Annotated in this window: 22 protein-coding genes; 17 read left to right on the top strand and 5 right to left on the bottom strand. The window is 47.9% G+C overall.

The genetic code is table 11. The annotated features are described in order from the left end of the window. Window positions 1-62: 62 nt before the first annotated feature. Window positions 63-914: a pantoate--beta-alanine ligase gene (gene panC / locus P6574_RS06085; RefSeq protein ID WP_310619484.1), complete on the top strand. Its 852-nt coding sequence runs from the start codon at window positions 63-65 to the stop codon at window positions 912-914. Between the two features lie 12 nt (window positions 915-926). Here panC and P6574_RS06080 read toward each other — a convergent pair whose 3' ends face one another. Continuing rightward, on the bottom strand, window positions 927-1361 hold the full coding sequence (locus P6574_RS06080; RefSeq protein WP_310619483.1) for a DUF1489 family protein: 435 nt from the start codon (window positions 1359-1361) through the stop codon (window positions 927-929). A gap of 511 nt (window positions 1362-1872) precedes the next feature. Here P6574_RS06080 and P6574_RS06075 point away from each other — a divergent pair. Next, the gene (locus tag P6574_RS06075; protein ID WP_310619482.1) at window positions 1873-2577 is read left to right on the top strand and encodes a DUF599 domain-containing protein; all 705 of its coding nucleotides are present in this window, start codon (window positions 1873-1875) and stop codon (window positions 2575-2577) included. A 159-nt stretch (window positions 2578-2736) separates the two neighbouring features. Here the strand turns inward: P6574_RS06075 and P6574_RS06070 are convergent, their stop codons facing one another. Next, window positions 2737-3351: an ATP-dependent Clp protease proteolytic subunit gene (locus P6574_RS06070; RefSeq protein WP_310619481.1), complete on the bottom strand. Its 615-nt coding sequence runs from the start codon at window positions 3349-3351 to the stop codon at window positions 2737-2739. A gap of 354 nt (window positions 3352-3705) precedes the next feature. On the opposite strand from P6574_RS06070, the gene P6574_RS06065 reads away from it, so the two are divergent. Both P6574_RS06065 and P6574_RS06060 read left to right on the top strand, forming a co-directional pair. Beyond that, entirely contained in the window at window positions 3706-5769 is a 2064-nt protein-coding gene (locus P6574_RS06065) for a putative bifunctional diguanylate cyclase/phosphodiesterase (protein WP_310619480.1), read from the top strand. 312 nt (window positions 5770-6081) lie between these two features. Continuing rightward, a complete protein-coding gene (locus tag P6574_RS06060; RefSeq protein WP_310619479.1) occupies window positions 6082-6966 on the top strand; it encodes a DMT family transporter in 885 nt (294 codons plus the stop codon). Window positions 6967-7088: 122 nt separating this feature from the next. Here P6574_RS06060 and mgtE read toward each other — a convergent pair whose 3' ends face one another. Beyond that, the gene (mgtE, locus tag P6574_RS06055; protein WP_310619478.1) at window positions 7089-8471 is read right to left on the bottom strand and encodes a magnesium transporter; all 1383 of its coding nucleotides are present in this window, start codon (window positions 8469-8471) and stop codon (window positions 7089-7091) included. A gap of 457 nt (window positions 8472-8928) precedes the next feature. Between mgtE and P6574_RS06050 the strand changes: the two genes are divergently transcribed. Further along, on the top strand, window positions 8929-9180 hold the full coding sequence (locus P6574_RS06050) for a hypothetical protein (protein ID WP_310619477.1): 252 nt from the start codon (window positions 8929-8931) through the stop codon (window positions 9178-9180). Window positions 9181-9389: 209 nt separating this feature from the next. On the opposite strand, the gene P6574_RS06045 is transcribed toward P6574_RS06050, so the two are convergent. Then, window positions 9390-10358 (bottom strand): glutathione S-transferase family protein, encoded by a 969-nt coding sequence (locus tag P6574_RS06045; protein WP_310619476.1) that lies wholly within the window; start codon window positions 10356-10358, stop codon window positions 9390-9392. 244 nt (window positions 10359-10602) lie between these two features. On the opposite strand from P6574_RS06045, the gene P6574_RS06040 reads away from it, so the two are divergent. Further along, window positions 10603-11022 carry a DoxX family protein gene (locus tag P6574_RS06040; RefSeq protein WP_310619475.1) on the top strand — a complete coding sequence of 140 codons (420 nt, stop codon included), beginning with the start codon at window positions 10603-10605 and terminating at the stop codon, window positions 11020-11022. A gap of 32 nt (window positions 11023-11054) precedes the next feature. Here P6574_RS06040 and P6574_RS06035 read toward each other — a convergent pair whose 3' ends face one another. After that, the gene (locus P6574_RS06035; RefSeq protein ID WP_310619474.1) at window positions 11055-11969 is read right to left on the bottom strand and encodes a LysR family transcriptional regulator; all 915 of its coding nucleotides are present in this window, start codon (window positions 11967-11969) and stop codon (window positions 11055-11057) included. 174 nt (window positions 11970-12143) lie between these two features. On the opposite strand from P6574_RS06035, the gene P6574_RS06030 reads away from it, so the two are divergent. The 11 genes from P6574_RS06030 to P6574_RS05980 all read left to right on the top strand — a co-directional run bounded on the left by P6574_RS06030 (window position 12144) and on the right by P6574_RS05980 (window position 22386). Then, window positions 12144-12839: a pirin family protein gene (locus P6574_RS06030; RefSeq protein WP_310619473.1), complete on the top strand. Its 696-nt coding sequence runs from the start codon at window positions 12144-12146 to the stop codon at window positions 12837-12839. A 257-nt stretch (window positions 12840-13096) separates the two neighbouring features. Continuing rightward, the gene (locus P6574_RS06025; protein ID WP_310619472.1) at window positions 13097-14155 is read left to right on the top strand and encodes a C4-dicarboxylate TRAP transporter substrate-binding protein; all 1059 of its coding nucleotides are present in this window, start codon (window positions 13097-13099) and stop codon (window positions 14153-14155) included. Between the two features lie 50 nt (window positions 14156-14205). Continuing rightward, window positions 14206-14697: a TRAP transporter small permease gene (locus P6574_RS06020; protein ID WP_310619471.1), complete on the top strand. Its 492-nt coding sequence runs from the start codon at window positions 14206-14208 to the stop codon at window positions 14695-14697. A 14-nt stretch (window positions 14698-14711) separates the two neighbouring features. Further along, entirely contained in the window at window positions 14712-16052 is a 1341-nt protein-coding gene (locus tag P6574_RS06015) for a TRAP transporter large permease (RefSeq protein WP_310619470.1), read from the top strand. Between the two features lie 202 nt (window positions 16053-16254). After that, the gene (locus P6574_RS06010) at window positions 16255-16689 is read left to right on the top strand and encodes a translation initiation factor 2 (protein WP_310619469.1); all 435 of its coding nucleotides are present in this window, start codon (window positions 16255-16257) and stop codon (window positions 16687-16689) included. 159 nt (window positions 16690-16848) lie between these two features. Further along, on the top strand, window positions 16849-17064 hold the full coding sequence (locus P6574_RS06005; RefSeq protein ID WP_310619468.1) for a YqaE/Pmp3 family membrane protein: 216 nt from the start codon (window positions 16849-16851) through the stop codon (window positions 17062-17064). Window positions 17065-17167: 103 nt separating this feature from the next. Next, window positions 17168-18076 carry a helix-turn-helix domain-containing protein gene (locus P6574_RS06000; RefSeq protein WP_310619467.1) on the top strand — a complete coding sequence of 303 codons (909 nt, stop codon included), beginning with the start codon at window positions 17168-17170 and terminating at the stop codon, window positions 18074-18076. 112 nt (window positions 18077-18188) lie between these two features. Then, on the top strand, window positions 18189-18479 hold the full coding sequence (locus tag P6574_RS05995; protein ID WP_310619466.1) for a putative quinol monooxygenase: 291 nt from the start codon (window positions 18189-18191) through the stop codon (window positions 18477-18479). A gap of 366 nt (window positions 18480-18845) precedes the next feature. Then, entirely contained in the window at window positions 18846-21020 is a 2175-nt protein-coding gene (locus tag P6574_RS05990) for an FUSC family protein (RefSeq protein ID WP_310619465.1), read from the top strand. Between the two features lie 11 nt (window positions 21021-21031). Then, complete coding sequence (locus P6574_RS05985; RefSeq protein WP_310619464.1) at window positions 21032-21244, top strand: DUF1656 domain-containing protein; 213 nt, start codon at window positions 21032-21034, stop codon at window positions 21242-21244. Next, window positions 21241-22386 carry an HlyD family secretion protein gene (locus tag P6574_RS05980; protein WP_310619463.1) on the top strand — a complete coding sequence of 382 codons (1146 nt, stop codon included), beginning with the start codon at window positions 21241-21243 and terminating at the stop codon, window positions 22384-22386. The genes P6574_RS05985 and P6574_RS05980 overlap by 4 nt, the downstream gene beginning before the upstream one ends. Window positions 22387-22491 lie beyond the last annotated feature (105 nt).

Below are 22491 nucleotides of genomic sequence, written 5' to 3'. Positions count from 1 at the left end.
TTCTGTTAGTAGAAAAGCAAACTAACAAAAACTACTCTCAACTATGGAGAAAGACCACTCCCATGGCCCAGACCCCACCCGTGTTCCGTCATATTCACGAGATGCGACAGGCACTCACCCCGTTCCGCAAAGCAGCCCAGACCATCGCGCTGGTTCCCACAATGGGAGCGTTGCATAAGGGGCATTTGGCGCTTGTTCGGGAAGCCAAGAAAGTTGCCGATCATGTTGTTGTCTCTATTTTTGTAAATCCCACGCAGTTTGCACCGGGTGAAGACTTTGATGCTTACCCAAGGACAGAAGAAACTGATCTGGAAAAACTCGCTACTTTAGGCATCACTGGAGCCTTTATTCCCAATGCCAGTGAGATGTACCCCGAGGGCTTTGCAACGTCTATTTCCTTAGCAGGACCAGCCCAAGGGTTGGAAACAGACCACCGCCCACACTTCTTTTCCGGTGTTGCAGTTGTCGTTTCCAAGCTTCTGCTTGCAGCACTTCCGGACTTTGCACTCTTTGGGGAGAAAGATTTTCAGCAACTGCGCGTTATAGAGCGCATGGCGCAAGACTTAAACATTCCGTGCAAAATTATCGGCTCGCCCACAATACGTGAAGAAGACGGCCTCGCTCTTTCTTCTAGAAATACCTACCTTAGCCTTGAGGAAAGACAACGGGCCCTCGCTCTTCCAAAAGCCCTGCAAAGTGCTCAAACGGCATTATCCAGAGGGGAAAGCTGGGGGAGCATTCAAGAAGCCGCGATCACAAGCCTTGAGGAGAATGGCTTTAGGGTGGATTATTTCGAGATTAAGGATTCTATTTCGCTCGCAGAACCGATCCGGGGCCGGCCGTGCCGCATTCTAGCGGCTGCCTGGCAAGGAAAAACCCGCCTCATTGACAACTGCCCAGCCGAGCTCACCTAACTGGGAGTTTTCTTAAACCAAACAGAGGTTTTGCAGCTCACGGCGCATAGCCTCTGGAATATCTTCGGTAATAACTGCGCTTGATATATCCGCAGGAGCCTCACTCCCTTTCAAGTAGCGCCAGCCTTGGAAAGGGCGCCTCGGGTTCATCTGCGTTAACACAAGGTGCGGCTCCATAATAATGTCGCAGCACTTCTTTCCCGCGCCATCCTTATAAGCATGAATGTCGATGATTTTTTGTCGGGCTTGAATGTTGCCTTTGATGACCCAATAGAGAGATCCTCCGTCCAGAATCTCTTCTCTTCGCGTCGGAACCATACGTGTTGTGTGAACCTGAGCATCTGAACGGCCCTCAGCCAGCGCCAGTATCTGCCGCTGTTCAATGTAAGACTGAAGTTGCTCAACGCTTTCCACGCCAACACAGAGTTTCACGAGATGAAGGGTCATTCTACATCCTAATACAGCCTAGTCCGACTTTTTGAAACACAAGCTTTCTAAGTCAAAAAAGGGTGCACCATCTATTGGTTAGCACCCTTTCAAATCCGAGGTTACCTACCCACTTCGGGCATTACCCTCCAGTTCCTGCAAACACATATACCAGAGCCAGAGCTCCACCAAATGCAATAAGGGTTCTGATAGTAAACCCCCAACAGGACTTTTGCGCGTGTTGGTCCATAAAACCTCGTAGGAATGACAGTTTTCTTCGCATAAAGTCTAAGACGTTCGCGACGAGGCGCGGAGATATCCCTTTCTGTTTGAAAGTGCAAGTGCTTTTTGGAGAGCGGGAACGGCCTGAGCATCCATCCATTTAAATTAAACAATAAAATCAGTTAATTAGACTATATTAAACTCCTGAAAGTTTATCAGATATATTAGAGTATTATAGAATAAATCACTTGCGGCACTAATTTCATCCCGTAATCTTTCATCACTTAAATACGAGTTCCCGAGGCCTCGCGTGACACTGATATCATTGGCAGACTTAGCTGCCCTCATATTTTTTATTGTTTGCTGGCTGTTTTATGGCTGGATCATGTACCACAGCCCGTGGAAAACCATGTCCCTGTCCTATTTGATGGATGAGCATCGCTATTCGTGGATGCAGGCGATGGTGTCCCGTACGGTTCGTATTGCAGATACCAATATCGCAGCTGGCCTTCAGCAGGGAACTGCTTTTTTTGCGTCTTCCTGTATGCTGGCAATTGGTGGAGCCTTCGCCATTCTGAATTCAACGGAACGGGTTGTTGATGTAGTCTCGGACTTTCCCCTCCAAACCAACATGGACCCCCTTTATTGGGAATTAAAAGCGCTGGGGCTCATTGTGATCCTAGCCTACGCGTTTTTCAAATTCAGTTGGGCTTACCGGCTTTTCAATTACACAACCATTGTCATCGGCAGTATCCGTGAAGACTGTTATGAGGACGATGGGCAGGCTCTATCCGCATCAAAACGGGCTGCGCGCCTTGCCACATTGGCAGGCAGGCATTTCTCCAAAGGACAACAAGGTCTGTTTTTTGCTATGGGATATTTGGGGTGGTACGCAGGCCCCTGGATAATGATGGCCTCTACCCTGTGTGTGTTGGGTGTCCTGCTCCGCCGACAGTTTGCCTCACGTGCGCGCAAGGCCGTCTTAGATCCGGGACTGGAACAAAAGCCGTTCTAAAGCGTGTCACCGAAAAGTAGATACCGATTTTCAGGTAAAGGTACGCGCCTAAACAATAGAATAAAACTGTGAGCTGTTTTAATAAAACGTCTCACAGCTTTAATCTACACCTGCTCAGCAGCTGGAAGGCAAGTGCAGTGCCCTGCCCTCCAAAAACAGCTAGCCGAACTCTTTGATATTGCTGACAACCTGACCAACAAGACCATATTCAATGGCTTCTTCTGGGCTCATCCAATAATCTCGGTCCGTGTCTTTTTCAATGCGCTCTAAGGTCTGACCAGTTGCATCAGCAAAAATCTGGTTCAGGCGATCACGCATCTTCAGGATTTCTTTTGCCTGAATCTCAATATCGGTGGCCATACCACCAGCACCACCAGATGGTTGGTGAAGCAAGAAACGGGTATTTTTTGTGCAGAAGCGACGCTCTTTTGGAACGGATGAATAAATCAAGGCACCGGCACTTGCGACCCATCCCATTCCCAAAATGCGAACTTCAGGGCGAATAAACTGGATCATATCGTGAATCATATCGCCTGATTCCACATGACCGCCCGGCGAGGACACGATAACAGTGATGGGATCATCGGAAACCTGAGAAAGAGCCAGCAAACGAGCGCTCACATCCTGAGCCAGTTCCTGTGTAATTGACCCGGTGATCAAAACGGTTCGTGCATCGAACAGATGCTTATCGACCGGAATGGACTTCTCAGCTTTGGTCTTCTCTTCGGCTTCATCATCAAAACGAGCCGGATTTGGAGTAGAATAGTCCGTCATATGGATGACACGCTCCCTTGCATTAAGCGGCCGCAGAAAGCGGCATTCTCTATCCATTCATACTTAGTGTGTGGATCAAGCAATCGCAATTGCCAAAGACACAAGAATAAAAAAACCCTAGGAAATTATGGAAAGTATCCTCATCTCACCAGCTGCACATAACTATTTTAAATGGCAAATACTAAAAACGCGCCTATGAAGCGTATTTTCGAAGAATCAATAATTCTGATAACTATTTAATAACTTTTGAACTTCCATTATTCATTTAAATTTTTAACAATAAGAAACCAATAATAAAAAAGAGGTGTTTCATTCCCCCCGCTGATGTCAGTGGTAGCGAATCGGGAGGTTATCATGGCCGTAAGCGAGCCTGCTTCTACAAATTCACAGGACTATCATGCAGATATCAGCGAGGAAGATAAAAGGGCTCTCAGCCGGATTACAGTACCTTTGTATGTAGTGGATCCCGCCACCTTTCAAATAATCTGGCTCAATAATGCAGCCAAGGTGCATCTTGATGCTGACTGGCGCAAGAAGCACAAAACTGCAAGTGGCCTTCCCCTTCCTTCCGCATTTGATACTCCGCACTACCGTCAGAGTGTTCCTTTGTGGCTGGAGCGACTAAAAGCGGGGGAAGTGGTCTACGAGCAGTTCACGATTATTAATCAATCAGAGCCCCTTAAAATCCATTACTCCATGACATTTCAGCCCTTGAAGGACGGAAGGCCAGGGATTCTTGCCCAGTTCATCAGCGACACGTCCGCAGATCAGGTGCAGCCGAGGATCGCTCAGGCACTCCTTCATACAGCCTCGATGATTGCCCTGTTTGAGGAAGATGGTGCTCTCATTTTCGAAAACCCGGCAAGCCGGTCTGCACGGCCTAAAGACGCCGAACACCTGTCACGCCGTTTTTGTAACGAGCGGGATTTTCTTACTTTAAAAAAGTCTTTGGAAACACAGTCGCAGGTTCAACTGGTCTCGCTGATGAAGTCCAAAAATGGCCGGCGCTGGTATGACATTAGTGCAAGAAGGGGCTATGATAGCGTCACGGCAAAAAGCAGCATCCTGTTCAGCGCTATTGATGTCACCAAGCGGCTTGAAGCAGAACATGAGGTTCGATATCTGGCCCACCATGACACCTTGACGGGTCTTCCAAATCGTAATTTTCTGGAAATGGAAATCGAACGCCACCTCGATGAGGCTAAAATAAAGGGCACGTCGGGCGCACTCCTATTTATAGACCTGGATCGCTTTAAAAATATCAATGACACTTTAGGACATCAGGTCGGGGATGATCTGCTGTTGGAGGTCGCCAAACGCCTGAAAGAAATTGCTTCGGGGATGGGTTTTGTGGCTCGCCTTGGTGGAGATGAGTTTTTACTCCTTCTCGTTAACTTTCCCTATAAAGACATTATCAAGTCTGTGGCGGAAACCATTTTAAAAGAGCTGGCAAAACCCTTCGATACACGCGGACACTCTTTGCAGGTAACTCCCTCCATTGGTATGACCCTTTACCCCGATCATGGCACAACCTTAAACGCGCTCATGCGGAAGGCTGACCTGGCCATGTATAAAGCCAAGGAACAGGGACGAAATCGCTACTGTTTCTTTACTCAGGAAATGGCTGAGCACGCAAAAGAGCGTCTGAATATGGAAACCGCATTGCGCGACGCCATAAAGAACGAAGAGTTTGAACTGCACTATCAACCCCGCCTTGACGCACGTACCAACTTGATAGTTGGCGCAGAATGCCTGTTGCGCTGGGACCACCCAAGACGGGGAATGATTTCGGCTGGGAGCTTTATTGATATCGCCGAAGAGGTCGGAATCATTGAACAAATCGGAGACTGGGTTGCCAAAACAGCCATTAAGCAGCAAGTCGACTGGGAATGCATGGGATACCCGATTAATATATCGCTCAACCTTTCCCCTGCCCAATTTCGACGCCCGGGCCTTGCCACCCGCCTCACCCGGATTGCTGATGAATACAAAGCCAACAAAAGCCGCATCAACCTGGAAATAACCGAAAATCTTCTTTTGGAGGAAGCCCATAATATCCTAGAGGAGTTGACCCTTTTAAGAGAGGCAGGCTTCCGGCTGGAAATCGACGATTTCGGCACAGGCTATTCCAATCTTGGCTATCTGCAACGATACCCCCTAACCGCCTTGAAAATTGACCGCTCGTTTATAGGGGATGAGGAAAAGTGGCCAATCGTCCAGCTCATTACCCAAATGGGACGCTTGCTTGACCTGACACTAGTAGCAGAAGGCATCGAAACATCAGATCAGCTCAGCCATATCAATTCGCTGGATTGCCATGAATATCAAGGGTTCCTATACAGCCCAGCAGTCAAACCGGAGGAACTGGAAACACTGCTTTCAGAAAACCACAGCTCTACCGAGGAAGAATTGGCCTAGCAGTTCCTCCCATAGCAAACTGAATATATAGCGCTTCATTTGATGTTGAGGGCGGGAGCTCCAAAAGTCCACGAAGGCCCGCCCCTCTTACCCTCCCCCCACGGCTTTTTCTTCCGCCAAGATACCTGCCCACCGCATGGACCATGTGCCACATGGCTCCTGTAAATTAAAATAGTCCGCAATCAGCTTGCAACTTTTGGATTCGCGTACAGGCAAACCCTGTTTCGGTGTAGGAGATGATATTATTTCCCCTTGCTATTATTTTAGTAGCGAACTATCACTACTAAAATAATAGTAAAAAGGTCCTTTAAGGTGTTTATTCTTCCATCCCTAGCTGCAATCAGTGCCTCAATGGGCTGGGCTGTCGGTTTTATCCTTGCGCAAACTCCTGCTCGCCGGATCGGAGCTTTCGAGTTTACACGAATTCAGTTATTGGTATGTGCGGCAATCTCCGCCTTTATCTGTACGTTCTTAGGGTACTGGCAGTCGCTGGACTGGTCTTATTACCCATCATTTTTTTTGAGTACAGGGATCGGAATTATTCTGGGTAACCTGCTCATGATCGAATGTTTGAGATTGGGCGGAGCACGCCGTGCCGACCTCTTAATGACTCTCAAAGCACCCATTGTCTCCATCCTAGCCTATTATTGGCTAGGGGAAGTGCTATCCATCATTGATATTATTGGAGGGGTGATCATACTATCTGGCATTGCAATTGCTATTTTAAACGAAAGCAAAGACCAGTCGGAGGCTGTTCGGGGGCCAATTGCACTTGTTATCCTGCTGGGTCTGCTCGCCGCAAGTTGTCAGGGCTTGAGTTTTCTTCTCTTGAAGCCTGCCCTTCTTTCAGGGAGCGAGCCCCTTGCCATTACTGCAGTGCGTCTTACCGGGGCTGCCCTAATACTGTCACTTATTGGACTATGGCCGGCACACCCCATCGCGCCTCAGGCCAAACTAGACAAACCCTTGTTATTTCAAACAGCAATACCCGGCATTCTTGGTTATATTGTTTCCTCGTCTTTTCTACTTTATGCCATTTCCAACACGCACACAGGATTGGCAACCATCCTCGGTTCCTTATCTCCAGTTATCGTACTGCCAATTATGGCATTCAAAAATCGAAAACTCCCCAGTTTTTCGGGGTTAGCAGGGGCAACCCTTTCGGTTTTAGGAGCTGGCATTATCATTATTTTCTAAAGCGTATCTCCCAAAAGGGAGATCACGGTTTTCGGATAAAATATGCGATAATAGTATTATAGCCTTAAGGCATTTCAATAAAACATCTCAAGGCTATAAGGGTAGAACTTCTTCCGCCTCAATTACATTGGAAGTTGGAACCACCAGGCGGCAAGTCCGAGGAACGAGAAGAAACCCACAACATCCGTCACCGTTGTTACAAAAACGGAGGAGGCAATCGCAGGATCAACGCGCAAGCGCTCAAGGGTATAGGGGATAAGAAGCCCGAAGAGACCGGCGCAAACCCCGTTCACAAACACGGCGGCGCCTATGACCAGCCCTATGTTATGATCTTGAAACCATGCGGATGCAATAATCCCCACAAGCAAGCCCACGGCGAGACCATTAACTCCACCCACCAAGGTTTCGCGGCGTAAGACACGCAGTAAATTTCGTCGGCCCAAGTCCTGTGTTGCGATAGCACGCACGGAAACCGTCATGGTTTGAGTTCCAAGGTTCCCTCCAACAGATGCAACAATCGGCATAAGGACGGCGAGAGCCACCATCAGTTCGATTGTATCCTCAAAAAGAGAAATGACAGACGCAGCGAGCAGTGCCGTGAATACATTTACGACAAGCCAGCCAATACGGAGTTTCGCAATCTCAAAAACACTATCTGAGATTTCCTCGTCCCCCACACCGGCCATGGCAAGCATATCCTCTTCCACCTCTTCTTGAATAACATCAACGATGTCATCAATAGAGATGATCCCTACCAAACGGTCGGAATCGTCTGCAACTGCGACTGAGACAAGATTATAGCGCTCAAACAGACGCGCGACCTCTTCCTGATCGTCTGTCACCCGTACCAGATGGCGTGCTTCCTCGACAATTTGCGAGACTTTGGTACTGCGCGGTGTGGTCAAAATCCGATCGAGAGGTATGGATCCTAGCAGGCGAAAGCCCGGATCGACAATATAAATGGCATAGAACCGTTCCGGCAGGTCCTCGGAGGCTCGCAAGTGATCAATCACCTGCCCCACACTCCAGAATGGAGGTACGGCCACAAAGTCCGTTTGAACCAACCGGCCCGCCGTATCCTCTGGATATTCAAGGGCACGGCGAAGTTGGACACGGTCCACACTTGGCAATTGAGAGAGGATCTTTTCCTGCTCTTGCTGGTCCAGATCTTCCAGAATTTGAACAGCGTCATCAGATTCAAGTTCACTAATCCCATCCGCAATCTCCTGATCAGGCATTGCCTCGATCAAACGGTTACGGATAGGCTCATCAACTTCTGTTAGAGCTGTAAAATCAAAGGCATCCCCCAGTAAGGAGACCAGAGCGATCCGGTCATTCGAATGCAGATATTCAATCAACTCACCCAGATCTGCTTCATGCAAAGATCCCGCAAGCTCTATGACGCGTTCTTTATTTTTGGCGGAAATTGCCTGTTCAACCTCACGAACAAAGCCAGAGGCAAGCCGCCCTTCAGCTGTCCTGATCTGTTCTGGTGAACTGTTCACGCCTGATATTTCGGTAGGTTCCGTTTCAACCACAAGAAACCTCCACTCATTACAAACTTAACATCGACACATGGGAGCAGGCCTCGGCATGTTTAGGGTGTGATTGCACAGCCGCCGGTTAGTCACCTGAAGTGATCCTTTGGGGGCGACTAAACATTCCCGCCAATCTCATACCAACAAAGAACCCTAGAGAAAAAGAGCGTAAATCACTTTCTCTACGAGTTTTACGAGGGTTTGTTTGCCTTCCCCCAAAAACTCGATTGAGGCATCTCTTAGATCACTAGTGTTACAGGCACATAAACGTGCTTGCAACCAAGGATCATTTAAATAGGCCTAGTGGCCCAGCCTGCTCACTCTCAGTTTTACGAAGCTCCGGTAGACTCTATAGGACCTACCGGTTCATGACTTATCAAGGATCTTTCACCAAGATAAGCGTACCTGCATCAGGAAATGAAAAATGAAAAAGATAATCGTTTTCCTAGGCATCCCTTGCATTTTGAGCATAGCTGCATGCCAGACTGGGGACAACCTTCCCTCCTCCTCCGCATATAACCCATATCCGGCAATGAACTGTGATGAGTTGGAATTACAGCAGGCGCGGCTTGAAAGGCAAGGAGGAGAAGACGCGATGGCAGAGGCAAACAATATTGTAGCCTACAAAGCCCAGAGGATGTGCGGCCTTGATGAGGATACCCAAATTTACTTTTAGTAATATCTGCGTTGCCTCTGAGGGACCTATCCCGCAGCGAAGAACAATGGAGGCACGAACAACCAATACCACCGCATATAAGAGTGGGGTTATGGCTGGGGTGCCGCACCTGTGGGCGACACCATGCTTTAAAGCGGTGCATCCGCGTATCTTTGTCCAAAAAACGTTATACACTTTTTGAAGGTACGTTATAGTCCGCCGACTATATACTAACCAGCCCGCTTATGAGGGCGTGAATAGTCCAGAACGGGGCCCTTAGGCACCACTTGGGTGGGGTTTATCGTAGTCTGGCTCACATAATAATGGGACTTAATATGCTCAAAGCTCACAGTTTCAGCCACACCGGGGTATTGATAGAGTTCCCGAAGATACCCTGAAATATTGGGGTAGTCCTCAATGTGTCGCAGATTGGTTTTGAAGTGCCCATAGTAGACCGCATCAAATCGAATGAGAGTTGTAAACAAACGCCAGTCGGCTTCCGTCAATCGCTCTCCAACCAGATAGCGGTGAGTTGAAAGCCGTTCCTCTATCTTATCAAGTGCAGAGAATAATGCGTCGAAGGCTTCTTCATATGCGCTTTGTGTAGTGGCGAACCCAGCCCGATAAACTCCATTATTAATATTCGGATAGACAAAGTCATTAACTTCATCAATCTCACTGCGAAGCTCTGCGGGGTAAAAGTCCAGTGTATTTCCCGTCAGGTGATCAAATGCAGAGTTCAGCATACGGATGATCTCGGAACTCTCATTGCTAACTACTGTTTTGCGCTTCCTGTCCCACAAAATCGGAACGGTAACGCGCCCAGTATAGTCGGGGACCACACTCGTATAAACTTGATAAACGAAACTATGGCCTCCTAAGGGATCACCACCGGTTTCCAGATCAAACTCCCAGCCGTTCTCTAACATATGCGGATGCACGACAGTCAGTCCGATCAAATTCTCCAACCCTTTGAGTTTTCTAAATATCAAAGTCCGATGCGCCCATGGGCAGGCCAATGATATATAAAGGTGGTAGCGGTCCGCCTCCGCCTTAAACCCATCGCCGCCACTGGGCCCAGCCGCACCATCTGCGGTTATCCAGTTTCTAAACTGTGCCGATTCTCTTCGAAATTTCCCATTGCTGTTCTTTGTTTGATACCAGGTGTCCTGCCAAACACCATCCACGAGCATTCCCATTTCAGATCCCTTCTCAGTCATTGAGTGGACTGGATGATGCCGTGTCTAGGGCCGTATTGGTAGAGATTAATTGCGCAATACATTATTGCAACGTGCGCACCATTAATGCGCTTTAGGTTTCCCACTAAGGTTCATATGACCCAATTTTGCAACAATGAATTGCGTAATTGGTCTCTTCTGCATATTCTCCAGAATGCATAGTTTGGCCGAAGTTCAATGACGACCACTATTTTGGAGCCAAACGATGGAAAAATCTCTTTCTGCTTTCGAACCTGTTGCTGCCCCTGTGGGCCGCGCCTTTGTGGCACTTTTATTTATTGGAGCGGGCTGGGGGAAAATAACCGGCTATAGCGGAGTTGCCGGCTATATGGAGATGATGGGTGTCCCGTCCCTGCTGCTACCCCTTGTTATTCTTCTGGAGCTGGGAGGTGGCCTTATGCTACTGGTAGGCTATCAGACACGCTTGATCGCTTTACTTCTTGCAGGCTTCTCACTGCTGTCCGGCGCCCTGTTTCACCTAGTTCCAAGTTTTGGAATGGAAGGCATGGCTGCACAAAATGAAATGACCCACTTCATGAAGAACCTCGCCCTAACCGGTGGTCTTGGTTTTATTCTTGCATATGGTGCCGGTGCCTTTTCTCTGGATAAGAGGAAGAGCTCATAATCAGAGATTTCAGGGGCACTTTAATTGTGCCCCTACTTCAATTTTGACTCTTCTGCGCGAACTGCGTCCTCAACGAAACCGGTAAACACACTGACTTTCTCCGGCAGTTGTTCGTAGGGTGGGAAATAGGCGGTCAACCAGATCTCAGGTGCCTTCCACTCTTCCAGACACGGAACAAGACTGCCCTTCACCAATTCATCGGCAATAATGAACTTCGGCAGAAAAGTCATACCCGCTCCGCGGCTGGCAAGAGCTGCCAAAAGATCACCACTGTTGGTTTCAAAACCATGATGCAGGGGTACTTTCACCTGTTCTCCTGTTCCCTCATTCTTCAGGGAAACCGTCGCACCGCCTGAATAATAGCTGTACGCTAGGATATTATGTTCCTTAAGCATGGACGGGTGATCAGGCCACCCATTTTTCGTCAAATATTCCGGTGATGCCACCAGACAATGAGAAATACCAAGAATTTTGCGCCAGATATTGGAGACACCTGCGGGAGGACCTGAAATTCTCAGGGCCATGTCGTAGTTTTCCCTCTGCAAATCAACGAAGCGATCGGTCATATCAACCTGAAGTTCCACTTCCGGATAGGTGCATTGGAACTGATAGAGAATGTCGGGCAAGAAGCGCTGACCGAAGGATATCGGCGCACTGAGCCGCAAGGTTCCTCTCAAGCTATCATGCTGGGTCTTCACCAGATCCCGCGCCCTGTCCAGGTCTTCCAGAATGGGCGCTGTACGCTCCAGGTAAAGGCGCCCCGCTGTCGTCAGGGATACTTTGCGGGTGGTGCGCACCAAGAGCTGCACGCCCAGCTCTGCCTCAAGCTCGCTAACGTAGCGGGTCACAATTGACCGACTAACTTTCAGATCTCTTGCAGCCTTTGCAAAGCTCCCCAGTTTCGCCACCCCATTGAATATACGGATACGCTCTATTTGCCCCGACATCAGCTACAATACCTTGCTTTACACGAAATAGTTTCCAGAAACTCTGCTTTATTATTGCAAATCACGCAATAAATAAACGCAGGATTTGTGTCTACCCCTTTCCGCCTGCCCGCCTATTTTTATTGAAAGAGCGTTGCTCAAACAAACTAACCACCCAGAGAATTGCGAGAAAAAATGAAGTATCATCGTCCCTCAAACGAACGCGGTCGCGGCTTTCACGGTTGGCTCGATAGCCGTCATACGTTTTCCTTTGCCAACTACTATGATGCAGGTCACATGGGTTTTGGCCCTTTGCGGGTTATCAATGAAGATAAGGTGTTGGCGGGCCACGGGTTCGACACCCATCCACATCGGAATATGGAAATTATATCCTATGTGGTTGAGGGAGCTTTAGAGCATCGGGATTCCATGGGAGAAGTTGCTATCATCAAACGCGGTGATGTGCAGCGAATGAGCGCGGGAACAGGTGTTTACCATAGTGAATATAATGCCTCTAAAGAAAACCCCGTTCACTTTCTCCAGATCTGGATTATGCCAGACACAAAAAACATTAGTCCAACGTACGCACAAAAACGTTTTGAAGATTTGGACGGCAAACTACGCCTTGTTGCTTCTCACGATGGGCGGGACGGTTCAATTTCCATTCACGCTTCCGTCGACCTGTATGCTTCGAAACTCAAAGAAAAAGAAATCGCTCATTTACAGATCGGTAAAGATCGTGGTGTTTGGGTACAGTTGGTCCACGGCCAAATTTTTGTAAATGGCCAACTGTTAGAAGCTGGCGACGGCTTAGCCCTTGCCAAAACACCTGACGTTTCCATTGTTGCAGAAGACAGTAGCGAATTTCTTCTCTTTGACATGGCCCTATAAGTAAATTTATGCAGTTTTCATGCAAGCAGCTAGGTGCCGTCATAATACGGCACCTAATTATATATCTCTTGGGAATGAGTACTTATTCAATTACCCGAAGGCACTTGAGCATCACGTAAGTAGTAGCGGAAAGATCGCCTCTCTTCTTTTTCTTCTCCCTCTCCAACATCATTGCAACTTTGAATAAATACTGTAAATTTTACTAAATAGAATTCGATTCTAAATAGTAGAACAAAACTATGTATTAGGGGGGACCGATGAAACTGCTAGGGTTTATTGGTGCATGCATTTTGTTTTTGTCACTAAATCAAAATACACATGCGGGCACATACATCACGCAAGGTGAAGCGGGACCAAACAGAGGTCCCAGAGCCGCTGCTATTGAGTGGTTTGCTCAAGAAGTGGAGCGCCGTTCACAAGGCGAAGTTATTATAGATACCCATTGGGGAGGTGCACTTTTAAAAGCAAGCACCGCCGTGCAATCTATCTCCGATGGTGTGTCTGATATGGGAACGGTCATTGCCACTTACTTCCCACAGGGGATGCTAGGGTTCTCCATTGCCGACTTGCCCTTGGACAACCCCGACACATGGGTTGGGCTGCGGGCAACAGATGAGTTTATGCGGACCACTGAGAGCATAAAAGCTGACCTTGCCAGAAAAAATCTGGTCCATATTGCAACCTTTACAACAACTCCAGTTCACATTGCCTGTAAAGGTGCGATAATCCGCGGTCTCGAGGACATAAAGGGTAAGAAAATTCGTGGAGCTGGTGCCTACGGAAAAGTGTTCGCTGAGTTTGGTGCCACCACGGTAAACATGAATGTTTACAAGACTTACCAAGCATTGGACAGCGGTCTCATAGATTGCTCTCAAAGTTATTCCTACGTGATACCTGCCCTGAAGCTCGATGAAATTATTGACAGCTATACCCTCCTTAACTGGGGACAGGTTGGAGCCGTCGGCTTGTTCATGAATAAAGAAATTTACGACAGCATGAGTGCCACAAATAAGGCAATTCTGGAGGACGTTGCCAAAGACACAACCGATAAATTTGCACGCTTGGTGGAACAGGCCAATGCTGCCGCCCTCCAAACTATGAAAGATCACGCAAATGGGCGCAAGATCGAGGTAATCGAACTGCCCGAAGGTGACCGTCTTGCGCTTCTGGAAGCAGGCCAAAAACATGTCGATAAATGGGAGATGCAGGCCTCAAAGGCGGGCTTTGATGGTCCAGCATTACTTGCCCAGTACAAGTCTCTTTTGAAAAAGTATGAGGGTGAGAAACTGGAACTCGGCTATCCTTGGGAGCGCTAGCGCGCCTCAGAACTCCCCATTTTTGTAAAGTTGTGAGGCCTTGTGGCGACATGCTCCATTTTATAGAAAAACAACTGCTGAACACTGCAGTGATCTGTGTGATTTGTCTTTCCATCATCATGACACTCAGTGTTATCAGCAGAGCTGTATTCAACTGGAGTTTCCCCGATGCAATAGTTCTTGTTAGAGAGCTGATGGTTGGGGCTATTGTGTTGCCACTGGCCTTGACGACTGCAAGGCGCGAACATGTTTCCGTTGAGTTTATTACCAAGCGGTTCAGCCCTCAAGTTCAAGCTGCACTGGGCATTTTCGGCCTATTCATCGGACTAATCGCTCTTTCTCCTTTCGTCTTTGCCGGCTGGAGGGAGCTTCTACAAACCTGGAACTCTAGCAGCTACTTTTATGGTGATCTGGACCTTCCCAAGTGGCCTGGCCGTCTCCTGTTTTTCATAGGGGTATTGTTATGCTGGATACGCCTCGCCACCTTGCTGATTTCCGACACACATAAACTTTTCTTTTCAAAATCGGCTCCCAAGCTCTAGTTCACGGAGACAACATGGATCCTATTAGTATTGGCGTTATGGCGTTTATTGCTGTTCTGGTCTTACTTGGCTTGAGAGTTCCCATCGCCTTTGCCCTAGCAAGTGTCGCCAGCCTTGCCACGTTCATCCTTTTTGCTTTCCGAACCGGAAGCTTCATGCCGGAACGAGCGATCAAGGCCACATCGTCCCTCGTGTTTAATAGTTCTTTCGACCTGATCCACTCCTATGACTTGAGCATGATTCCGCTTTTTGTGGCATTAGGGCATATTTCTTATAGGGCGGAAATTACAACCAGAATTTATCATGCAGCGCGGGTATGGCTCACTCAGGTACCTGGCGGAGTTGCGATGGCATCGATTATCGGGTGTGGTGGTTTTTCAGCAATTACCGGCTCTTCCATCGCCTGCGCCTCCACGATGGGCCGCATCTGCACACCAGAAATGCTACGGATGGGCTATGATCCTCGACTGGCGACAGCCAGTGTAGCTGCGGGGGGAACTCTTGGCTCTCTCATTCCCCCAAGCGTCCTGTTCATCATCTATGGAATTTTTACTGAGACATCCATTAGTAAGTTGTTTCTGGCGGGCATCATACCCGGCCTGCTCACCTTAATGGGGTTTTTGCTGGTTATCTTTTTCTGGGTTCGCAAAGATCCTACTCTTGTCCAAGGAACTCAGTTGGAATTAAGCCTTTCACAAAAGCTGCAAAGCGCGGCTCAGGCTTGGCCTGCACTGCTCATCTTCACCATTATCATTGGCGGAATATATGGCGGCATATTTACCCCAACCGAGGCTGCGGCAATTTCCGTGGCCCTCGCCATAAGCGTCGGCCTTGTTCAAAGAAAGCTCACCGCATTAAGCCTTTGGGACTCTTTTAAAGAAACATGTATTCAGACTTCGGCAATTTTCTTCATTGCAGCAGGAGCCAAGATCTTCGTCAGTTTTGTCGCCTTAACAGGCATTGCTCCGGTTCTTGTCGAGACTGTAAGCGGCGCGGATATGTCGCTTTGGATCTTCATGCTTGGCATCGCGCTTATATACTTAGCCCTTGGAATGTTTCTCGATCCCATAGGAATTATGGTTCTGACACTGCCATTCATTCTGCCACTGGTGGACAATTACTCTTTAGACCTCATCTGGTTTGGAGTCGTGGTCATCAAACTTCTGGAAATTGGCCTTATCACTCCCCCCGTCGGGTTGAATGTTTTTGTCATCAAAAATGTGGTTGGAAACAATATCTCGATCGGCCAGATTTATGCAGGTATTTTGCGCTTCTTAAGTCTGGACCTCATTATTCTGGCGATTATCATCTCCTTCCCAATCCTGTCCCTTCTTCTTCCCGGCACGATGCGGTGAAACCGGCCATGCAACGCTCAGGATCATTTTCCAAGTGTCCTGACACCGCTGCTCTTTCTTAGGATTGTATTTTTGAGACCAGAGATTGCGGTGTTTAGACTATATAACTAAAGGGGTTAGATATCCTCAATTAAAATGTGGCGAATCTTTGACAGCTTCTTCGTGTGCTCCTAAGTCCAACTGACACATTACGGAGAATATCATGTCAAAATTATTTTATGTTGGCGGTATCGTTGCCGCAGGCATCATGCTGCAAGGTTGCGGCACAGTTGTGCGTGGAACCAGCGAAGACGTTGTTATCAATGTAGAGCCGGCACATGCCAAAGTGACATCTACGACAGCTCATACATGTACAGGTCCTTGTGTCATTAAAGTTTCCCGCAAGCAGGAAATGACTTTGACAGCCTCAGCTCCCGGCTATCAGACCGAAGTTTTGAATGTTGGCACTCGTGTGAGCGGTAAAGGTGCAGCTGGCATGGCCGGAAATGTGCTTATTGGCGGCTTTGTTGGTATGGGTGTTGATGCAGCAAGCGGTGCAACTTTGGACCACTATCCGAACCCAGTTTACTTCAGCCTTGAGCGCGGCAAGGGTAAAAAGACCATCACCGCTGAAGAAGCCTCAAAGCCAAACTCCTGATAGTTTTCTAAGCAACAAAGCAGCGCACAATCAGTATACATCATCTGCGCTGCTTTAATTCCCATTGGAAAACTGTTTGAACTTCCCCTAAAAATTATTAGGTTTAAAACTAGGAGCTCGCTTAATCAGAATGATTGAGTCTCGTGCTCCGCTTGTGCAATGTTCGGAGTTTATTTAATGCGTTTAATCTTGGCTATATTACTGCCATTTGTTGTGTTCTTCACAATCAAACGCCCCATACAGGGAATCTTCTGCTTTATTTTACAGATAACAATACTGGGGTGGATACCTGCAGCCATTTGGGCTGTTTATGCTCTTAGCCAATATAATACGGATAAAAAACTCCTAGAAATGCAGCATCTGGACAAACAGTAATCCGTTTGCGTTGCACCTAATCAAAGAGGGCTAGCTTACCCTAGCAAACGTTAGGCCCTCACTTCAGGTGCACATATTCTACTGGTCAGGAGATGGGGAGTGTATGAAGCATTCAATTATTGGCTATACTTTGGAAAATACACTCCTGATTCCAGAATCCCTATACAAAATGGAAGAAGCGCAGCTAATTATGGCCCACGGGTGCGCAGCTATATTTCATAAGCTCATTCACAAGGACATGCGCGACATCGAGTTTTATACTAACGCGCCCTGTCTTGCCTTTGTTCTATCCGGCTGTGAGACATTCACCTCCGCCGATCATGAAGACTTTCTCATCGAACAAGAGGAGATGCTTTTTATGGGCCAAGGTCAGCATATGGTATCCGACTTCATAAATAGCGAAGGCCCCTTAGAAGCGGTTCTTTTCTTCTTTGACGAAAAAACCATTTTCAAGTTCCTCCAAAGCTGTTCCAATATAGACAAAGCCGCCCCACTTCAAAGCAGGCCTTTTAAGGTTAAATCATCACCGGTTCTGACGAATTACGTAAGCACAATAAAGCTCATTTATCAGGGCCTAGGAGAAAAATCCTACAGCTTGCTTCAGACGAAGCTCTTGGAGTTACTCCTGCTTCTCGAAGCCTTGGACACACAGGACCGGCTTCGCGGTTTTTTAGCCGCCGACAAGAGTACCCAATCCAAGAGAAATATAAAGCATGTGATGAACACTCACTTATCAAACAATTTCAGTATCAAGGATTTTGCCAGTTTAAGCGGGCGATCTCTATCTAGCTTCAACCGAGATTTTAAGCGCTTATACGGCATCACCCCAAGCAAGTGGCTCAAAGACAAGCGCTTGGGCAGAGCAAAAGAACTTGTAAATAGCTCAGAACTATCCATGACGGAAATTGCTATGGCTGTCGGTTACTCCAACACCTCCCACTTCATAAAATCCTATCGGGAGAAGTACGCTGTAACGCCCAAGCAGGCACGAAAGAGAACCGCACTCCTCTAAAACCAAAGTGAAACAACTAACTGACTGAAAAACGGTATTTTTGAACTTTCCCGTGTATTTGTACTCCCAAGGAGAAGCTAGGGTCTCATTGTTTGAAATTTGGAGTACAAAGATGACAACTCTAGCGACATTGCAGATGAAAGTTCAACCCGGCGCCTATGGCGATCTGGAACACTTCTTAAAAGACAACCTCCAGCGGACGCGCGGTTTTGCCGGAGCTTTGAACATCAATATCTATTATGATGCTGAGACAAGTAACTTCATGCTTTTGGAGGAATGGCTGGCACGCGACCACCACCAAGCCTATATAGATTACATATCAAAGCATGGAATTATGGAGCAACTCCTGCAGTTTATGCAGGGGCCACCAACTGTTACATACTATGAGCGGGCCGTGCTCTAACTTTAATTTTGAATCTCGTACCAATACAAAAAGAGGTCAAGTAGCAAGAATATGTCACTATTTAAGCTACTTGATCACTTCATGATAAATTCAAAAAACCAAAAAATCTCAAACTTTCATCACTATTGCTCCCCAATGAGTACTCTTTGAAAGCTCTCTGAAGAGCCTGATTAGGATGCGCTCTTTATGCTATGACGACGTACTTGCTGGTGGCGGCTCTGCAGGTTCTGTTTTTGCGGATTGCCTCTCCGCCCCCCTCCCTGAAAGAAGCATCTTAACCTAACGAAGCACTAACCGAGTTTTTCTGAGGCAGACATTCAGGGCAAGAAATAACGTTCGCTTACCATTTTTTTGAGAGGGTTGTCCTTGACCAAGTCATTGTTCAAGGAGACCAAGATTTCAGATCTCTTCAAGAAATCTATTTACAGGCCAGCTATTAAAGTTGCACTTGCCATGGTTATTGCCTATGCAATTGCGCTCTACATGGGCTGGGAAAAGCCTATGTGGGCCGCATTTGCTGTCGCATTTATTTCCCTTGATACAACTGGTCAGTCTCTCAACAAAGGGGCCCTTCGTCTTGCAGGAACTGTTCTGGCGGGTGCCGTATCCCTCACCCTACTGGCACTCTTTGCCCAAGATCGCTGGGGGTTCATCGCAAGCCTGTCTGTATACATATTTATTTGTACCTACATGATGGCCCATTCCCGACATTCATATTTCTGGTTTGTAGCGGGTTTTGTGACAAATATTGTTCTTGTAGACGCCACCTTCAGTACAGACGACCCTTTCTATACCGCAATATTGAGGTTGGAGGAAACCGGACTAGGCGTACTCGTCTACAGCCTCATCGCGGCACTGCTCTGGCCAAGCTCAACTCCACGCGCCCTCATTATCACCTTAAAACAACTCAGTGCCTGCGCCCATAAATCCTTTACACGATACGTCCCCCATCATTTTGCTGAAAAGGGACTGCACTCTACTGAGAGCTTGGGAGACTACTATAAACTGCTGGAAGCTTACACTGACCTTTCCCGCGTTTCTTTTCTGGAAAGCTATCGGGTTTGGGAACTACAAAAATATTGGGAGCAATCCTCACAGAGCTGGCAGGAACTTGGAGAGGCGCTTGAGGTCTGGCGACAGTGCCTCGAAGATATTCCGCTAGATGATTTGGCCCAGCGCATCCCTTGGTATGAAAGCTATCTGAACGAGGTCAATCTAAGATTTTCCGAGATATCTGAATTACTTGAAACAAAAAGGATCACACAACGCGACGTACGAAGAGATTTCTCTGCCATGGAGGTTATTGCGCGAGATCTCCCCCCCTTTGATAGGGCAGCCTTCTCTCTTTGCATTCAGCAGCTGCACACAATTGAAAGGATTACCTTTGACCTGAGACAGATCACAGGGATCCTCATGGGCCGTATTGAGCCTCCCCTACAAGTTACTCCAGCAAAATCGAATTCTTCGAAAAGCTTCCTTGATCTTGGGCAAGCAAAGGGGGCGCTCAGAGCATCTCTTGGCCTCCTTACTGCATTCCTCCTTTATATTTACATTCCCGATTTCCCAAGCGGCCCTGTGATACTGATTCAGGCGGGGTCTTTTGGAATTATGTTTGCCTCCAACCCCTTTATGAAAATGCGCAGTCTTTTACTACCAGGGTTAGCATCAACAGCAATTGCGACTGTCATATACGTTCTTGTCATGCCTGCTCTCCATAGTTTCTGGACACTGGCTCCTGTCGTCTTTTTATACGTGTTTGCGGTGCTGCTCTTATTACACAAGCCAGAAATGGCACTGGCCCGCGCATTATGCCTCCTGATGTTCATCACCATTACAGATATCTCGAATGAGCAAACCTACAGTTTTTTGAATGCGGCCAACTCCGCTTTGGTTTTGATGTTCACGGTCTTGATACTTGGCGCGCTTTCCAGATTTCCATTCCGCCTTACACCTGAAAAACAATTGATCGCTGGAATTAAGCGCATTTTCAGTTCGGCCGAGTATCTTGTTTACTCCCAACGCCAGTCCCAAAAAGGAAAATACTTTCCTTGGAGTGGACTACGCAGACGTTACCACTTGGACGTTCTGAGCAAATCGCCAGAGAATTTAAGAAAATGGGCAGCACAAATGGAAAGTGCGTCATTGAAACAAGGATTGGAGGACACCTTGATTGCAGTTGAAACCCTTTCCCTGCGAACAAGAATTCTTGCCGCCCAGCAGCCCATTCCAGCGCTCAATACAAACTACGTCATAGCCTTCCAAAACTGGAGGCAGCAGTTAGAAGCGCTCTTAAACCAGTTAGCCCAGAACCCCATTTCCCAAGGAGAGGATACAGGAGAGAGCTCACAGTCAGTCAAACATCTAGTTACTGAAATCTCAGAGACTTTTACCGCCAGACCCTCGACGGAAAAGTTACTGGAGGAACGCTTAAAGCTTTACAGGCTTTTGGGCAGTCTGCGCGGGCTTAACGAGGCTATTTCCACCTACAAGCGCTCCAGCAAAGAGGTGGATTGGCCCCAGCTTCTAGAAGCCAGATTCTAAGGGAATAGACAATGAACGGAATCCCCAGTGAGCTTTCTATCGGTGATGTTTATTTCCCTCCGCTTCTTATCGTAGCTCTTTTGGGGTTTCTGCTCAGCTGGATAACATCACGAATGCTCAACAGATACCGCCTTACCCGCTTCCTTGTTTATCCCCCCGCAGTATTTGTGGGCCTTGCCGTGATCTATAGCGCTATAATCGGGAGTTGGATAATCCCCATATGAAGCAGTTCAGTAAAGTTCAAAAATTTGCGCTCACGAGCAGTATTCTCCTCATCGCCTTGGGCGCATTTATCTGGAAATACTATGAGTATATTTCAAACCCGTGGACGCGGGATGGACAGGTTCGGGCGAACGTCATCCAGATCGCAACACGGGTATCAGGCCCCATTGTTGCCCTGCCCATAAAAGACAACCAAAGGGTAACGGCGGGTGACCGGCTTTTCCAAATTGATCCTCGTACCTACCAAGCAAGTCTGGCAAAAAGCAGTGCGGACCTTGACCGCACAATTGACCAGTTAAAAGCGTTGGAGCGGGAAAAGGAAGCCGCCCAAGCAAGTGTTTCCCAATACAGATCCTTGATCGAGGAATCCTCCTCACAGGTGAAAGCATCCATTGCCACCCTTAAAAATACCGAGTCTAATTACAAAAGGTATGGCCAACTGGTGGAGGACGGCTACGTCACCCAACGGGCCTTTGATAAAGCAGAAACCGATTATCATGTGGCCCTTGCCAACAAGGAACAGGCGGATGCCAACCTTGCACAAACCAAAGCCGAGCTTGCCGAAGCGCTGGCAACACTTGCGCAAGTGCAAGCAACACTTGGGGCCTCAGGAGAGGACAACGCTCAATTACGGGCTTCCAAAGCTGCGGTTCGCAACGCCGAACTCAACATGGAATTTACAAATGTAACCGCACCCGTTGACGGGTATATTACAAACCTGCGCCTGCGTCTTGGCAGCCAGACGGTGGAAAATGAACCGGCACTCGCGCTTGTGGACGCTGCAAGCTTCTGGATTGACGCCTATTTTCCAGAAACAAAAATCCGGCGTATTTCCATTGGTGACAAAGTTGTCGCCACTCTCATGGCCTATCCGGACAAAGTTATTGAGGGACAGGTGGAGAGCATCGGATGGGGGGTATCCCAGACCGATGGCAGCACGGGGTCTGACCTTCTTCCCAACATAAGTCCAACTTTTGAATGGATTCGTCTGGCTCAGCGCATTCCCGTGCGGGTAAAATTGAACAAGCTTCCCAAAGGAGTGCTGCTGCGCGTTGGAACCAGCGCCTCGGTTTTGGTGATGAGTGGGACTGCTGGAAAGAACACCCCCCTCACAGCCCCCCCTGCCCCGCTCCTCCTGCAATGATACCAGTCTGCCGATAAGTGTTTTCTATCGCGCGTGAAACCGGTCCCCGGATTAAGTCTGGGGCAATATTCCAGATTCTTTGTGAGGTCATACCGGCCACCGAAC

Origin of the sequence: Pseudovibrio sp. M1P-2-3, assembly GCF_031501865.1 — a bacterium.
GTDB classification, from domain to species: domain Bacteria; phylum Pseudomonadota; class Alphaproteobacteria; order Rhizobiales; family Stappiaceae; genus Pseudovibrio; species Pseudovibrio corallicola.
The sequence above is the reverse complement of the archived record's forward strand: the minus strand, read 5'-3'. Positions and strand labels throughout refer to the sequence as shown.

Coding starts and splice junctions, on each gene's coding strand:
- P6574_RS06040 (WP_310619475.1), top strand. CDS start 10,603: ATGGAAAAATCTCTTTCTGCTTTCGAACCTGTTGCTGCCCCTGTGGGC.
- P6574_RS06020 (WP_310619471.1), top strand. CDS start 14,206: ATGCTCCATTTTATAGAAAAACAACTGCTGAACACTGCAGTGATCTGT.
- P6574_RS06025 (WP_310619472.1), top strand. CDS start 13,097: ATGAAACTGCTAGGGTTTATTGGTGCATGCATTTTGTTTTTGTCACTA.
- P6574_RS05980 (WP_310619463.1), top strand. CDS start 21,241: ATGAAGCAGTTCAGTAAAGTTCAAAAATTTGCGCTCACGAGCAGTATT.
- P6574_RS05995 (WP_310619466.1), top strand. CDS start 18,189: ATGACAACTCTAGCGACATTGCAGATGAAAGTTCAACCCGGCGCCTAT.
- P6574_RS06035 (WP_310619474.1), bottom strand. CDS start 11,969: ATGTCGGGGCAAATAGAGCGTATCCGTATATTCAATGGGGTGGCGAAA.
- P6574_RS06065 (WP_310619480.1), top strand. CDS start 3,706: ATGGCCGTAAGCGAGCCTGCTTCTACAAATTCACAGGACTATCATGCA.
- P6574_RS05985 (WP_310619464.1), top strand. CDS start 21,032: ATGAACGGAATCCCCAGTGAGCTTTCTATCGGTGATGTTTATTTCCCT.
- P6574_RS06080 (WP_310619483.1), bottom strand. CDS start 1,361: ATGACCCTTCATCTCGTGAAACTCTGTGTTGGCGTGGAAAGCGTTGAG.
- P6574_RS06010 (WP_310619469.1), top strand. CDS start 16,255: ATGTCAAAATTATTTTATGTTGGCGGTATCGTTGCCGCAGGCATCATG.
- P6574_RS06000 (WP_310619467.1), top strand. CDS start 17,168: ATGAAGCATTCAATTATTGGCTATACTTTGGAAAATACACTCCTGATT.
- panC (WP_310619484.1), top strand. CDS start 63: ATGGCCCAGACCCCACCCGTGTTCCGTCATATTCACGAGATGCGACAG.
- P6574_RS06050 (WP_310619477.1), top strand. CDS start 8,929: ATGAAAAAGATAATCGTTTTCCTAGGCATCCCTTGCATTTTGAGCATA.
- P6574_RS06030 (WP_310619473.1), top strand. CDS start 12,144: ATGAAGTATCATCGTCCCTCAAACGAACGCGGTCGCGGCTTTCACGGT.
- P6574_RS06070 (WP_310619481.1), bottom strand. CDS start 3,351: ATGACGGACTATTCTACTCCAAATCCGGCTCGTTTTGATGATGAAGCC.
- P6574_RS06005 (WP_310619468.1), top strand. CDS start 16,849: ATGTTCGGAGTTTATTTAATGCGTTTAATCTTGGCTATATTACTGCCA.
- P6574_RS06015 (WP_310619470.1), top strand. CDS start 14,712: ATGGATCCTATTAGTATTGGCGTTATGGCGTTTATTGCTGTTCTGGTC.
- P6574_RS06045 (WP_310619476.1), bottom strand. CDS start 10,358: ATGGGAATGCTCGTGGATGGTGTTTGGCAGGACACCTGGTATCAAACA.